Genomic DNA, 13,524 nt, shown 5'->3' on the forward strand with positions numbered 1-13,524 from the left:
GAGCCCGGTAGGGGGTTGGTAGCTCTGTAATAAATTAGTACTTAGAGCGGCTCTGAACTACGTTTCCGCAGGTCAGAGCCGCTCTTTGAGTGCCCCGGGAGGGAATCGAACCCCCGACCAAGAGATTAGAAGGCTCCTGCTCTATCCTCTGAGCTACCGAGGCTGGCGGCGCATGAACAGCTCGTGGCTAAGGCGCCATCAAGAGTTTACATTGTGGCGGCTGCCTGTGTTGTCAGGTCGGTCACGGCGGTGACCCTTCCTCCACAGACGACTATTTGGTGGGGCTATGCACATACGGGAATTGCGTACTGCCGCTGATCTGGGCGGCACGCGAAGCTGAAAGGGCCAGACAGGCACTTTCAACTCAGGTTAGGACAAGACCATGAACGACATCATCACTGTCCGGGGATTCGTGGCCTCGGAAATCAGAAGCTCGACGACGCCGGGCGGAACCGGGACTGCATCGTTCCGCCTGGGCTCCACGGAGCGCAGGTTCGACCGCGCCAACGATGTCTGGATCGATGGCAACACCAACTGGTTTACCGTCCAAGCCTTCAGGCATCTCGCGGGAAATATCGGGTGCAGCGTCAAGAAGGGTCAGCGGATCATCGTGGTTGGCAAACTCAAGTTGAGGCAATGGGAGCGCGACGGCAAGGTCTACCATGTTGCCGAAATCATTGCCGAGTCAGTAGGGCACGACCTCATGTGGGGCTCGGCGAACTTCATTCGGACCACAAGCGGTACGAGTCCACAAAGCACTCCCGCGTCCGCGGACGCGCCGGAGAATCAGTGGCCCGCGGCGGAAGACGACGGTGACGGCGGCCCCCGAGACGACAGTGACGGCGGCCCGCACGACGACGAGGACGCAAGTGCCGCAGCCGAGCGGGGAGTGATTCTTCCAGCCGGAGAAGGTGACGAGCCCGTTCTTGTTGATGCTGATACGGGAGAGCTTGTGGACGTGGGTGTTTGAATCAGGTCGCCTTGGGCATCCGCGGATTGCCATGCGGCGCAGCAGGCAGTGCGCCGCATGGCAGAATGGCCGGGTGATGAGCAGGGGAACACGGGGACAACCATCAGGACACCGCCACGTAGCGGGAAGTCGACGTTTGCTGCTTGCGGTGCCGCTGCTTGTGGTCGGACTCACGAGCGGCTGTTCCGCGCCGACTCCTGTCGTGTCGGGAAACGGTCCGGTTTCTTCGACTTCCGCGTCGAGTCTGGCTACCGCCGGTCCCAGCGCGGGAATCCCCTCAGCAACGGTTTCGGACTCACTGAGCCCGGGCACGGCGATGCTGAAGCAGACCGTGGAGTCCGCGCTCAGGACCCTGGCCGCGGCGTCCCCCAAGCCGACACAAGATGCACTGCGATCGCAGCTCGTTTCAGCAGGCATTCCGGCCTCGACCTTGGAGGTGTCCGCGAGCAAGACGCCCACAGGACTGGACGTCGATGCCATCGAGGCGGCGGCCAAACTGGACAAGGACTGCGTCATGGGCGAAATCAGGGACGGCCAGGTTTCAGTGTCCGTGCTGCCCGTGCTGGCCAGCGGCAAATGCTYCGTCGGGGACTCCCGCTAGTACCGCCGAATGTGAGTTATGCCTTGCCACCCATTAGATTTAACGGCATGGCGGAATTCATTTACACGATGACCAAGGCTCGCAAGGCCGTTGGCGAAAAACTTATCCTGGACGATGTCAGCATGTCGTTCTTCCCTGGCGCGAAGATCGGCGTCGTTGGACCCAACGGGGCCGGTAAATCCACGATCCTGAAGATCATGGCTGGCATCGACACACCGTCGAACGGCGAAGCCCGCCTCAGCCCCGGCTACTCCGTGGGCATCCTCCTGCAGGAGCCGCCCCTGAACGAGGAAAAGACCGTCCTGGGCAACGTCCAGGAAGGCGTGGGCGAGATCTACTCGAAGATCCAGCGCTTCAACGAGATCTCCGAGGAAATGGCCAACCCGGACGCCGACTACGACACCCTGCTGGAGGAAATGGGCCACCTCCAGGAAGCGATCGACGCCGCAGATGCCTGGGACATCGATTCCCAACTCGAACAGGCCATGGACGCACTCCGCTGCCCGCCGGGCGACTCCGACGTGACTGTCCTGTCCGGTGGTGAGCGCCGCCGCGTAGCTCTCTGCAAGCTCCTGCTCCAGAAGCCTGACCTCCTGCTCCTTGACGAGCCCACCAACCACTTGGATGCCGAAAGTGTCCTGTGGTTGGAGCAGCACCTGTCTTCCTACCCCGGCGCGGTCCTCGCCATTACCCACGATCGCTACTTCCTGGACCACGTCGCCGAGTGGATCTGTGAAGTCGACCGCGGCCGCCTTTACCCCTATGAAGGCAACTACTCCACGTACTTGGAGAAGAAGCGCGCGCGCCTGGAAATCCAGGGCAAGAAGGACGCCAAGCAGGCCAAGCGCCTCAGCGAAGAACTTGAATGGGTGCGTTCCAACGCCAAGGGCCGCCAGACCAAGTCGAAGGCCCGTCTGGCCAGATACGAGGAAATGGCAGCCGAGGCTGACCGCACCAGGAAGCTCGACTTCGAGGAAATCCAGATTCCGCCGGGACCCCGCCTGGGTGGCCTGGTCCTGGAGGCGAAGAACCTGCAAAAGGGTTTCGAAGACCGGACCCTGATCGACGGGCTTTCGTTCTCCCTCCCTCGCAACGGCATTGTTGGCGTCATTGGCCCCAACGGCGTCGGCAAGACCACCCTGTTCAAGACCATCGTCGGGCTGGAACCGCTCGACGGCGGCGACCTCAAGGTCGGAGACTCCGTGAAGATCTCCTACGCCGACCAGAGTCGCGGCGGCATCGACCCCAACAAGACGCTCTGGGAGGTCGTCTCCGACGGTCTCGACTTCATCCAGGTCGGCCACGTTGAAATGCCGTCCCGCGCCTACGTCGCGGCCTTCGGCTTCAAGGGTCCAGACCAGCAGAAGAAAGCCGGGGTACTCTCCGGTGGCGAGCGCAACCGTCTGAACCTGGCACTGACCCTCAAGCAGGGCGGAAACCTCCTGTTGCTTGACGAGCCCACCAACGACCTCGACGTCGAGACACTCAGCAGCCTCGAGAACGCCCTGCTCGAGTTCCCCGGCTGTGCAGTAGTGGTCTCCCACGACCGGTGGTTCCTCGACCGTGTCGCCACCCACATCCTGGCCTATGAAGGCGACGAGGAAAACCCCTCGAAGTGGTACTGGTTCGAGGGTAATTTCGAGTCCTACGAGGAAAACAAGGTGGAGCGCCTCGGCCCGGACGCTGCCAAGCCGCACCGTGTCACGCACCGCAAGTTGACCCGCGACTAAGCGAAAAACCGCAGAAGGCCGGCGCCCCTGGATATCTTCCGGGGCGCCGGCCTTCCTTGTTGGGACGATCTCGGCTGCATTGTGGCAGCAAGGCAAGCAACTACGACGGAATCCGGAGCATGCCCTCCTGCGCCACCGTGGCGACGTGCTGGCCATCACGGCTGAAGATCTTGCCGGTAGCCAGTCCACGGGCGCCTTGGGCGCTGGGGGACTCTTGGACGTAGAGCAGCCATTCATCCACGCGGACGGGACGATGCCACCACATGGCGTGGTCAAGGCTGGCTACGCTCATGCCCGGCGTCATCCAGCTCAATCCGTTCTTGCGCAGCACCGATTCGAGGATGGTGTAGTCGCTTGCGTAGGCCAGGGCTGCCAAGTGAAGGTTGGGGTCGTCCGGCATCGGGCCAAAGGTCTTCATCCAGACGGCATTGCTGGCCTTCCGGTCCTTGGGCGCCTCCACGTACAAAGCCGGATCGACGTGGCGGACATCGAAGGGTCGCTCGAAGGACATGTGGCGGGCCAGCGGATGGTCGTACTTCTGCAGGAGTTCCGCCGTACTTGGCAAGGAATCGGGGTCCGGGATCCCCGCTGGCATGGCGGTCTGGTGCTGCACGCCCTCGGCCTCCGTCTGGAAGGAAGCGATCATTGACAGGATCGGTTTGCCTTCTTGATACGCGTGCACCCGGCGCGCCGAGAACGAGCGTCCGTCGCGCAGCCGTTCCACGCTGAAAGTGATGGGTTGGTTGGCGTCCCCGGGACGAAGGAAATAGCCGTGCATCGAATGGACGGTTCGGCCCTCCTCCACGGTTCGCATACCGGCCACAAGTGATTGCGCCAGCACTTGACCGCCGAAGACGCGATGTCGCGGCTGTTTCTGGGACGGCCCAAGGAAGATGTCCTCGGCTGTCCTCGCGCCGTCGAAATCGGCCAGGGACAACAGCTCGATGAGGGTGGATGTCGGGTCCTCGATGGCAACCTGATGTTCCAGGCCGGCGTGCGCGTCAGTCATGGTTCGACTCTAGACGCCGCCCCGACCCCTCTCAACCGCGGACATGCCGGTAGAGTCGATGATGTGTCCGATGTACTCACCCAGTCTTTCCATTTCGTCGATCCCCGTGATCTGGCGGATCTGCGCACCTATGTCACGCGTGCCAAGAGCATTGACGACGGCGCGATTCGGCTCCAGGCATCCGGTCGCGTCCTGGCGGCATATGTGTGTGTCCTGAGGCCGCGCCTCCTGGGCGAATCGACCCCCACTATCCTCGGGCTGCGCACCATCGCCCTGGCGGATGACGCAAACGCGGATGTCACAGTGACGCTGTCCTCGGTCCTGGACCGCCTAGCGCGGTCCGGCGCCGACGACGTCGAGCTGCCGATCCCGCCGTCGACCGTTTCCGAATCGTGGGCGGGAGTCGGGGCGCCCCGCAGCGGCTGGGAGCCGCTGGGTTCGGTTCCCGATGTCGAACTCAAGTCTGTCGCGAATGCCGGCATCGCCGAGGTAGCCGGGATTGTTCCGGATCAGCCTGGCGCGTTGATCGTCAACAATGCCAGGGCAGCAGTGTGGGGGCGGGAGATTCCGGGACTCGACGGCGTGCCCGCAGGTGCAGCGTTCGCGGCCATGGCGCTCGGCTTCCTTGGCGATGGGGAACACCGCCTCTTCCGCAACGGCCGGTGGTTCCGGCTCAGCGGAAGCCGGGGCCATATCCTGGCACGATCCGGATCAGGTCTGGCCTTCCAGGCTCACTGAGCCCTAGCCAACTCCGAGCCGACACGGCCCGGCCGCCTATGCTCAGGGCTGCTGGATCGACGGGCTGTTCACCATGGTGAGGGCAGCCCGCTCCATGTAGTCCCACAGCGTGCCTTCGTGAAGCGGCGACAAGCCGAGGGAATCCACTGCCGCGCGCATGTGGTAGAGCCAGCGGTCCTTGGCTTCGGGCGTCACCTGGAACGGCATGTGCCGCATCCTCAAGCGGGGGTGCCCACGTTCCTCGCTGTAGGTGCTCGGGCCGCCCCAATACTGCTCAAGAAACATGAGGAATCGCCGCTTTGCCGGAGCGAGGTCTTCTTCCGGGTACATGGGCCGGAGCAACGGATCTCGGGCGACGCCGTCGTAGAAGACATCGATGAGTTTCACGAAAGTCTCGTGGCCACCGATGGCCTCATAGAAGCTGTCGGTATAGGCAGGCTGGCTGAACGGATCGTTTTGCATCAACTGCCGCCGTTCGGCCGGCTGCGGTGGTGCGGATTCTGGCTGGCCGCCCATGTTACTCACTGGCTTTCTGCTCTTGAATCTTGAGAGATTCCTTTGAAGATTGAGGCGCACCGGATGCCGCGGCTTCGGCAGGCGCGGTACCGGGAGGTGCAGGCGGAACGTCGTCCGGTGAAGCGGGTTCCTCCGGAACGTAGTCGCCCTGCGAACGGTTGCCTACCCTCAGGATCTCTCCGTTGCGCAGGTACCAGATGGCGCCGTCTTCGGCCTTGAGCCGGGTGATCCGAAGTCCCACGGATTCAACGGTACCGATCACTTCGGTGGTTACGATTACATCGCCGATTCCAAATTGATCCTCGATGGTGATGAAGATCCCGGACAGGAAATCGCGGATCAGTTGTTGGGCGCCGAAGCCAATGGCCACACCCAAAATCCCGACGCTCGTGAGTAGCGGCGCAATGTCCACGTTGAGGAATTTGAGCACGTAGATGATGACGATGACCACCACCACGACGCTGAGGACACTCGTGAGCAATGAACCAATGGTGTGCGCACGCTGGGATCGCCGTTCGTGGTCCAGCGCCCGGAAGGCCGGCTGGACCCACTTGAAATGGGGTTTCTTGAAGAAACTGGTGCCCTCGGCTACGCGGCGGGTGATCCGTAGAATGATGAACCGGGCCACAACCCAGACCACCAATCCAATGCCAAGCGTCACGAAGATTGACGCGAAATCGATCTTGGCGGCATCGGCCACGATGGTATCGGTCGACGAGGCGACGTTCATTTGGGGCAATGCTCCTCACTGGATCCACTTGTTCGCCGGGCCCTTTTCGCCGGGCGCTGAACACTCTGTCCACAGCCAACCCTATCGCCGTAGCGTGACGGCATGCGCATCCTGATTCTTGGCGGAACGGCCTTTCTGTCATCTGAAATTGCTCGGCAGGCCGTTGCAGCCGGGCATGAGGTCACGTGCCTTGCTCGCGGCACAACCGTCCAACCGCCCGTCGGCGCCACTTGGGTCCGCGCCGACCGTTCCGACGGCGTTTCGGCTTATGCCGAGGTGGGCGGCACCTGGGACGCCGTGGTGGACGTGGCGCGGGACCCCGAACAAGCCAGGGAGGCCTTGGAAGCGCTCGCTCCGCGTGCAGCCCACTGGGGCTTCGTTTCCAGTTGCTCGGTCTACGCCGACCACTCGACTCCCGGAGCGGACGAGGACACCGGGCTCCTGCCGCCGTTGCCGGCTGGCGCCTCTGCTACCCGCGAAAACTACGGTGAGTCGAAATCCGCTATCGAGCAGTTGACCACCCGGATGGCCGGGCCGAAAGTGTTCATTGTCCGGCCCGGACTTATCGGCGGGCCCGGCGATGCGTCCGACCGCTACGGGTACTGGCCTGCCCGCTTTGCTGCCTCCCAGGAACCTGTTCTCCTGCCGGACATCCCGGACCGCAGCACCCAGGTGATCGATGTTCGGGATCTCGCCGCCTGGATACTCGCTTCTGCTGAACAAGGACTTACTGGTGTTTTCAATGCCACGGGCACGGTGGTCCCTTTTGGTGAATACATCGATGAGTCGCGGCGCCTTGCCGGAGTGGTTGGGGAGGCCGGAGCGGTTAAAGAGGCCGGAGTGCTGGGGGAGACAGCGTTTGCCGACGAGGAATGGCTGGTGGCGCGTGGTGTCCGGTACTGGTCTGGTCCCGAGTCRTTCCCGCTCTGGCTGCCGCCTGGCTACGAAGGATTTTCGATGCGCTCGAATGCCGCGGCCCTTGCTAGGGGCTTGGCCCTGCGTCCGTGGCAGGAAACCCTGCGCGACGCCTTGGCGGACGAACGCGTCCGCGGCCTGGGCAGGGAGCGCAAGGCCGGCCTGACTCCAGCGAGGGAGCAGCGGCTGGTCGAAGAATTGCGGGAGCTCGGCGACCGCGGGAAATCCGCCGCGAAGGCGGGTGGCACGAATTAGCTGACGGCAGCCGTCTTAGCTGACCGCCGTCGTCGTGCTCGGTTCATGCAGAACCGGAAAGTTGACGCTCCGGGCGATGAAGCACACTTGGTTGGCCTCATAGTGCAATTCGTCCATGAGGGAAAGATGCGCTGGGTCGGCAACGGTGACCTGTGGCTTCAAAGTGACGTTCTCGAACTGTCCGCTGCCATCGCGGTTGAGGCGCATCATCCCCTCGGCGTGGTCAACATAGTCCGTGACCACAACGCCGTGCTTGACCGCGACATGCAGGAAGGACAGCATGTGGCACTGGGACAGGGCGGCGAGCAGCAACTGTTCGGGGTTATACCGGTTGCGGTCTCCATGGAACGTTGGGTCCGAGGATCCCTTCAGGACGGGCAGCCCGGGGATCTCGACGTCGTGGTCCCGGGCATAGCCGCGGTAGCTGGAGGTCCCACTGCCCAGATTTCCGGTCCAGCGCACTGTCAGGGAGTAGTGGTGTTCGTCCAAGCTCATGCGGAAAGTCTAACGGCGGCACTCGGGCCAGGCGTGCCATGAGGCCCCGGCTCCAGGAATACGGAACCGGGGCCTCGCGGTTTAGGCGTCTGCTGCGCGGGCCCTCAGGGCGCGGGCCACGCCGTCGCGGTTTTCGAGCATCATGCGCCGCAGTGCGCTGCTGTCCGCCGGCAGTTCAGCCAGGAACTTGTCCGTGCGGTCCACGGTGGCCTGGGTGGTCAGCTGCGCGGGGTAGAGCCCGACGACGATCTGCTGGGCCAGCGCATGGGTGCGGTTGGCAACAATCTCCGGGACGGCCTCAAAGTACTTTTCGGCGTACGGTTCCAGCAGGGAGGTGTCCAGCACGCGAGTGAAACCCGCGACGGCGGAGCTTTGGATGGCATTGGAAAGCTCGCCGGTCACAACGATCTTCTTCCACGCAGTGGCCTTGGCCTCCGGGGTGGGAAGGGCAGCAGTCGCCAATGCTGCGGCGTTTTGGCCGTTGGCCGTGTGGTCGCGCTCAAGTTCAGCATCGATCAGGTCCTGGCCTTCGCGGCCGCCCACCACGAGTGAGGTGAGGAGCTCCCAGCGCAAGTCCTGGGCAACGGTCAGGCCATCCAGGACGGTGCGGCCGTCCAGGAGCGCCTGGACGGTGTCCAGCTGGGAGCTGCTGGCGGCGAGAAGCGCGAACGACTTCACGAATTGGAGCTGGGCGTCCGATCCGGCAGCCGCAGTAGAAGAGAGTTCCCACAGCTTGTCCGCGGCAGACACTGTAGCGGCAACCTTGTGTTCTGCTGCGACGTAGTAGGTCAGTGTCGTGGCCAACTGGCGCAGCTGGACCAGGATCACGGAAGAGTCGGTCTCCGACGCGATGTTCGCCAGAATCAGTTCGGCGTAGCCGCGGGCCGAAGTCTCGCCGTCGCGCGCCGCATCCCACGCCGAGCCCCAAACCAAGGTGCGGGGCAGGCTGCCGGCGAAGTCCTTCAGGTGGGCCTTCGCGGTGGCCAAGGATGTGGGGTCGAGGCGGACCTTCGCGTAGGCGAGGTCGTCGTCGTTGAGCAGGACCAGGTCCGGACGTTCCAGCCCGGCAAGGGCGGGGACATCGGTCCGGGCGCCGTCGACGTCGAGCTCCTCCCTGTGGGTGCGCTCAAGCTTGCCATCGGAGGAGAGGTTGTAGAAACCTACAGCGAGGCGGTGTGGACGCAGAGTGGGCTGTTCGTCGATAGCTGTCTGCAGGATCGAAAACGAAGTGATGATACCGTCCGCATCGACCTTGAGCTCCGGGGCAAGCGTGTTAACGCCGGCGGTCTCAAGCCAGAGCTTGCCCCACTGGTCCAAGTCACGGCCACTGGCAGCTTCGAGTTCCTTCATGAGGTCTACCAATTCGGTGTTCTGCCAAGCATGCTTCTGGAAATACTCGCGGACGCCGGCCATGAATTGTTCCGGTCCTACCCAGGCAACCAACTGCCGCAGGACGGAAGCCCCCTTGGCATAGGTGATGCCATCGAAGTTGACCTCGACATCCTGGAGATCATTGATCTCGGCGAAAATCGGGTGCGTGGTGGGGAGTTGGTCCTGGCGGTACGCCCAGGATTTCTCCACGGAGGCAAAAGTGGTCCAGGCCCGGTCAAATTCGGTGTTTTCGACTGCAGCGAGGTGGGACATGTACTCGGCAAAGGACTCGTTGAGCCAGAGGTCATTCCACCAGCGCATCGTGACGAGGTCGCCGAACCACATGTGCGCCAGCTCGTGCAGCACTGTGATGGCCCGGCGTTCGATCTGGGCGCCAGTGACCTTGCCCCGGAAGACGTATCCCTCGAGAATCGTCACCGCGCCTGCGTTTTCCATGGCGCCGGCGTTGAACTCGGGGACGAACAGTTGGTCGTACTTTTCGAAGGGGTAAGGGAAACCGAACTGGGCCTCGAAGAACTCAAAACCCTGGCGGGTCAGTTCAAAGATGTTATCGGCGTCCAAGTACTGCATGAGGGACTTGCGGGCGAAGACACCCAGGGGGATGGTCCGGCCATCTGAGCTGGTGACCTTGCTGCGGACCGCTTGGTACGGGCCCGCGATCAGGGCGGTGACGTAGGAGGAGATTCGGGGAGTGGGGGCGAAATGCCAGACCGAGCGAGCACCGCCGTCGTCCCCGGGGGTGGTTTCCACCGGTACGGGAGTGGGGGAGTTGGAAATGAGATCCCAGTGCGAAGGCGCAGTAACCGTGAACGTGAATGCCGCCTTCAGGTCCGGCTGCTCGAACACAGCGAACATACGGCGGGAATCGGGTACCTCGAACTGGGTGTACAGGTAGACCTCGTTGTCCACCGGGTCCACGAATCGGTGCAGGCCTTCACCGGTGTTCATGTAAGGGGCGTCGGCAACTACCTTGAGCTCGTTCTCGGCGGCGAGCCCGGGCAATTGGATGCGGTCGCCGTCGGACACAACTGCGGGATCCAACTCGGTGCCGTTCAGCGTCACGCTGTGGACGGTTTCCGTGATCGCGTCGATAAAGCTCGAGGAACCTTCGACGGCGGAGAACTTCACCACCGTGGTGGAGCCGAAGACCGTGGCGCCCTTCGTCAAGTCGAGCGTGACGTCATACGAGGTCACGGTGAGCAGTTCTGCGCGCTGCCCGGCTTCGGCGCGCGTCAGGTTCAGGCCTGGCAAGGTGGTGCCTCCAAGAAGGGATTGCAGGAAGCCGGCTGACTTCAGCCAACGCCGGCGCTGTGAAGTCATTCTTTCATTTGATCGCGGCTTGGCAAGGACGCTGGATTACAGTGTCGCTGGCCGGGGGTAGCGTTGGAACATGGGAAAGATGCGCGACTCGCTGGACCTCCGGGCTCTCCGCTTTGCAGTGGCATTTCCGCTGCTGCTCGCCGCCGCATTCGCCGTGTGCGCGCTCATGTTGCGCAACAACCTTCCCGAGCCCGTCGCCATTGCGTGGAACGCCGACGGCGGAAGCAGCTTTGCGCCGTTCGCCGCCTACGTGTTTGGAGGAACCGGCCTCATGGTCCTGACCGGGTGGTTGGTCTTCATCCAAGCCGTACCCCTTGCCAGGCCGGTGATCATGCGTCGGTTCATGATGGGCCTGGGTCTCATGGTGACGCTCTTCATTACCGCCGTGCTAGCCGCCGGACTCGTGGGACAAACGGGCCTCGCCGATGCCCGCAATTCCCACGTTGACGCCACCGTCCTCGCGCTCGGTGCCGGTGCGGCCCTGCCCCTGGGCGTGGTCATGATGATGGTTTTCAAACCTGATCCACGCTGGACGCCGGAGGATGACGCCGCCCTCGAAGCCGAAGTAACCCTGAAGGAAGACCCCGGCCTGGCGGAAGATTCCATGTTGCTGTGGGTTCACGCGAGAAGCTCGGTGTTCGTCATGATCTGCGTGGCCACTCTATTTCCTGCCCTGTTGATCGCGATTGCGCTCCCTTGGCTGGGCGCGTTGCTCGCGGCGGCCGCAGTCATCGGAGCGTGTTTCCTCTTCGATCGGGTGCGTGCTGACCGGGGAGGAGTGCAGGTCTTCGTTGCCGGCGTCCTAAAGGTTTTGACCGTGCCCGCCGTGGACATCGCCGGAGCGGCCGCACAAGAAGTCAGGGCCGCTGACTTTGGCGGCTGGGGACTCCGGCACCACGCCGGAGCCACCGCCGTCCTCGTGAGTAGCGGACCCGCCGTCGTCGTCCGCCAGGTCAGTGGCCGCAGGGTCGCGTTCAGCGCCGGGACCTCCGCCACGGCGGACAGGCTCGCAGGAATCCTGAACCGCGTCGCTGCCCGTGCGCAGCGCGGAGAGCAGCCTCCTGCCCCCTGAGGGTCCGAAGTTTTGCCGCGTCTGCCGGTTTCGTCTTAAGACGTGAGCAACGGTCCGATCCTAGTAATCTAGGAACCGCATCCCTTACCGCCGCGCCCGGCCTCGCCGCGTTCGCGTGCCAGACTGAATGGACTTCCTGTGACCACACCCCGCGTCCACATCGCTACTGACCACGCCGGCATGGAGCTCAGCGCCCACCTGGTAAGCCACTTGACGGCCAAAGGCTACGACGTGGTTGACCACGGTCCCAAGGTGTACGACGCCCTCGATGACTACCCTTCGTTCTGCATCAACGCGGCCGCTGCCGTTGTGGCCGACCAGAGCGCCGGTATCCATGCTTTGGGCATTGTCCTGGGCGGATCCGGCAACGGTGAACAAATTGCCGCAAACAAGGTCAAAGGCGTCAGGGCCGCGCTGGCGTGGAACCTTTCCACCGCGAAACTGGCGCGCGAGCACAACGACGCCAACGTGATCGCCGTCGGCGGCCGCCAGCACACAGTCGATGAAGCCACCGAACTGATTGAGGCCTTCCTGCAGGAACCCTTCAGCAACGACGAACGCCACGTGCGCCGCATCGGAAAAATCGCCACCTACGAGACCACCGGCGAAATCGTCGAATAGTGCCTGAGGGGCATTCAATCCATCGCCTGGCGCGTCAGTTCCAGGATGTCTTTACCGGTCAAACACTGGAACTGTCCAGCCCGCAGGGCCGTTTCACGGCGGGTGCCGCGCTTCTGGACGGCCACAAGCTGCAGGAAGCGAGAGCACACGGTAAGCAGCTCTTCCTCCGTTTTGACCATGGCGTGATTCTGCATGTCCATCTGGGACTCTATGGTGCATGGAACTTTGGCGGCGACGAATCTTTCCGCGGGGCCTCGAGCATCGGGGCGCCTCGGCGAATCGGCGAGCGGGAGAGCTATTCACAAGGCACAGAGCAGGAGGCGGGACCCGATGCGGCGGATGTGGAAAGTCGCTACGCGGGGCCGCCCGAACCGGTGGGGGCTGTCCGCGTTCGCCTTGTCTCGGCCAACGGCTGGGCGGACCTGCGAGGCGCCACCACGTGTGCGGCGATCACCGAGGCCGAGGCGGCAGCTGTCCTGGCACGGCTCGGTCCCGATCCCCTCCACAACCTCCCGGGCGACCGGGACGAGTTCATTCGGCGGCTGCGGCGCCGCAAGACGGCCGTGGGGCTCCTCCTGATGGACCAGTCCGTTGTGGCCGGAATCGGGAACATCTATCGGGCGGAGGTGCTGTTCCGGCAGGGCGTGGATCCGTGGACTACGGGCGGCGCCTTGGACGCCGAAACTGCCGGACTTCTGTGGGATGACACCGTGGCCGCCATGAACGACGGCGTCCGGGACGGGCGGATTGTTACGACCCCAACGGCTTTGTGGACCGGCGGGAACGCAGGAGCGCTCGACGGCGAGGCGCACTTTGTCTACAAACGCCAGGGCCAGCCGTGCCGGCGATGCGGCGAAGCAGTGGGGATGGCTGAAATCGGCGCGCGCAAGCTCTATTGGTGCCCTGGCTGCCAGGACTAAAGTTCGCCCTTGGCGGTTGCAAACCTGCGGAAACACGAAGGGCCCCTCGATTGAGGGGCCCTTCGTTCTGTGGAGGGGACGACGGGAATCGAACCCGCGTAATCAGTTTGGAAGACTGAGGCTTTACCATTAAGCTACGTCCCCGGGCGAGACTGCATGCACCCTTGGAGGTGTTCCGCGCATCTTTCCGGCGGCTGTTGAAGCCGGATATAACTAAACCTAATTCAGGGGCCAAGTGTC

13 protein-coding genes and 2 tRNA genes are annotated in these 13,524 nt (G+C 63.3%); 8 read left to right on the top strand and 7 right to left on the bottom strand.

Annotated elements, in window-relative coordinates; all coding sequences use genetic code 11:
• Positions 1 to 90 precede the first annotated feature (90 nt).
• Positions 91 to 163, bottom strand: a tRNA-Arg gene (locus tag AC1DLO_RS15435).
• A gap of 219 nt (positions 164 to 382) precedes the next feature.
• On the opposite strand from AC1DLO_RS15435, the gene AC1DLO_RS15440 reads away from it, so the two are divergent.
• The 3 genes from AC1DLO_RS15440 (at position 383) to ettA (ending at position 3,301) form a co-directional block, all read left to right on the top strand.
• Complete coding sequence (locus AC1DLO_RS15440; protein WP_476890644.1) at positions 383 to 970, top strand: single-stranded DNA-binding protein; 588 nt, start codon at positions 383 to 385, stop codon at positions 968 to 970.
• Between the two features lie 316 nt (positions 971 to 1,286).
• The gene (locus AC1DLO_RS15445; RefSeq protein ID WP_476914518.1) at positions 1,287 to 1,571 is read left to right on the top strand and encodes a DUF6993 domain-containing protein; all 285 of its coding nucleotides are present in this window, start codon (positions 1,287 to 1,289) and stop codon (positions 1,569 to 1,571) included.
• A gap of 47 nt (positions 1,572 to 1,618) precedes the next feature.
• On the top strand, positions 1,619 to 3,301 hold the full coding sequence (ettA, locus tag AC1DLO_RS15450) for an energy-dependent translational throttle protein EttA (protein WP_476890646.1): 1,683 nt from the start codon (positions 1,619 to 1,621) through the stop codon (positions 3,299 to 3,301).
• 100 nt (positions 3,302 to 3,401) lie between these two features.
• Here the strand turns inward: ettA and tesB are convergent, their stop codons facing one another.
• The gene (gene tesB, locus AC1DLO_RS15455) at positions 3,402 to 4,310 is read right to left on the bottom strand and encodes an acyl-CoA thioesterase II (RefSeq protein ID WP_476890647.1); all 909 of its coding nucleotides are present in this window, start codon (positions 4,308 to 4,310) and stop codon (positions 3,402 to 3,404) included.
• A gap of 63 nt (positions 4,311 to 4,373) precedes the next feature.
• Between tesB and AC1DLO_RS15460 the strand changes: the two genes are divergently transcribed.
• On the top strand, positions 4,374 to 5,048 hold the full coding sequence (locus AC1DLO_RS15460) for a DUF8185 domain-containing protein (RefSeq protein WP_476890648.1): 675 nt from the start codon (positions 4,374 to 4,376) through the stop codon (positions 5,046 to 5,048).
• Positions 5,049 to 5,090: 42 nt separating this feature from the next.
• Here the strand turns inward: AC1DLO_RS15460 and AC1DLO_RS15465 are convergent, their stop codons facing one another.
• Positions 5,091 to 5,564 (bottom strand): globin, encoded by a 474-nt coding sequence (locus AC1DLO_RS15465; RefSeq protein WP_476890673.1) that lies wholly within the window; start codon positions 5,562 to 5,564, stop codon positions 5,091 to 5,093.
• A 1-nt stretch (position 5,565) separates the two neighbouring features.
• Complete coding sequence (locus tag AC1DLO_RS15470; RefSeq protein ID WP_476890649.1) at positions 5,566 to 6,294, bottom strand: mechanosensitive ion channel family protein; 729 nt, start codon at positions 6,292 to 6,294, stop codon at positions 5,566 to 5,568.
• Between the two features lie 102 nt (positions 6,295 to 6,396).
• On the opposite strand from AC1DLO_RS15470, the gene AC1DLO_RS15475 reads away from it, so the two are divergent.
• On the top strand, positions 6,397 to 7,464 hold the full coding sequence (locus tag AC1DLO_RS15475) for an NAD-dependent epimerase/dehydratase family protein (protein WP_476890650.1): 1,068 nt from the start codon (positions 6,397 to 6,399) through the stop codon (positions 7,462 to 7,464).
• Positions 7,465 to 7,479: 15 nt separating this feature from the next.
• On the opposite strand, the gene AC1DLO_RS15480 is transcribed toward AC1DLO_RS15475, so the two are convergent.
• Both AC1DLO_RS15480 and pepN read right to left on the bottom strand, forming a co-directional pair.
• Entirely contained in the window at positions 7,480 to 7,959 is a 480-nt protein-coding gene (locus tag AC1DLO_RS15480) for an OsmC family protein (protein WP_476890651.1), read from the bottom strand.
• 81 nt (positions 7,960 to 8,040) lie between these two features.
• Positions 8,041 to 10,602 (bottom strand): aminopeptidase N, encoded by a 2,562-nt coding sequence (gene pepN, locus AC1DLO_RS15485; RefSeq protein ID WP_476890674.1) that lies wholly within the window; start codon positions 10,600 to 10,602, stop codon positions 8,041 to 8,043.
• 139 nt (positions 10,603 to 10,741) lie between these two features.
• Here pepN and AC1DLO_RS15490 point away from each other — a divergent pair, with 139 nt between their 5' ends.
• The 3 genes from AC1DLO_RS15490 (at position 10,742) to AC1DLO_RS15500 (ending at position 13,284) form a co-directional block, all read left to right on the top strand.
• On the top strand, positions 10,742 to 11,743 hold the full coding sequence (locus AC1DLO_RS15490; protein ID WP_476890652.1) for a hypothetical protein: 1,002 nt from the start codon (positions 10,742 to 10,744) through the stop codon (positions 11,741 to 11,743).
• A gap of 138 nt (positions 11,744 to 11,881) precedes the next feature.
• Positions 11,882 to 12,364, top strand: coding sequence for a ribose-5-phosphate isomerase (locus AC1DLO_RS15495; RefSeq protein ID WP_476890653.1), 483 nt, complete (start codon positions 11,882 to 11,884; stop codon positions 12,362 to 12,364).
• On the top strand, positions 12,364 to 13,284 hold the full coding sequence (locus tag AC1DLO_RS15500) for an Fpg/Nei family DNA glycosylase (protein ID WP_476890654.1): 921 nt from the start codon (positions 12,364 to 12,366) through the stop codon (positions 13,282 to 13,284). Before AC1DLO_RS15495 ends, AC1DLO_RS15500 begins: the two co-directional genes overlap by 1 nt.
• 70 nt (positions 13,285 to 13,354) lie before the next feature.
• Here AC1DLO_RS15500 and AC1DLO_RS15505 read toward each other — a convergent pair.
• A tRNA-Gly gene (locus tag AC1DLO_RS15505) sits at positions 13,355 to 13,428 on the bottom strand.
• Positions 13,429 to 13,524: the final 96 nt, after the last annotated feature.

The organism is Arthrobacter sp. 01T419, assembly GCF_056398865.1.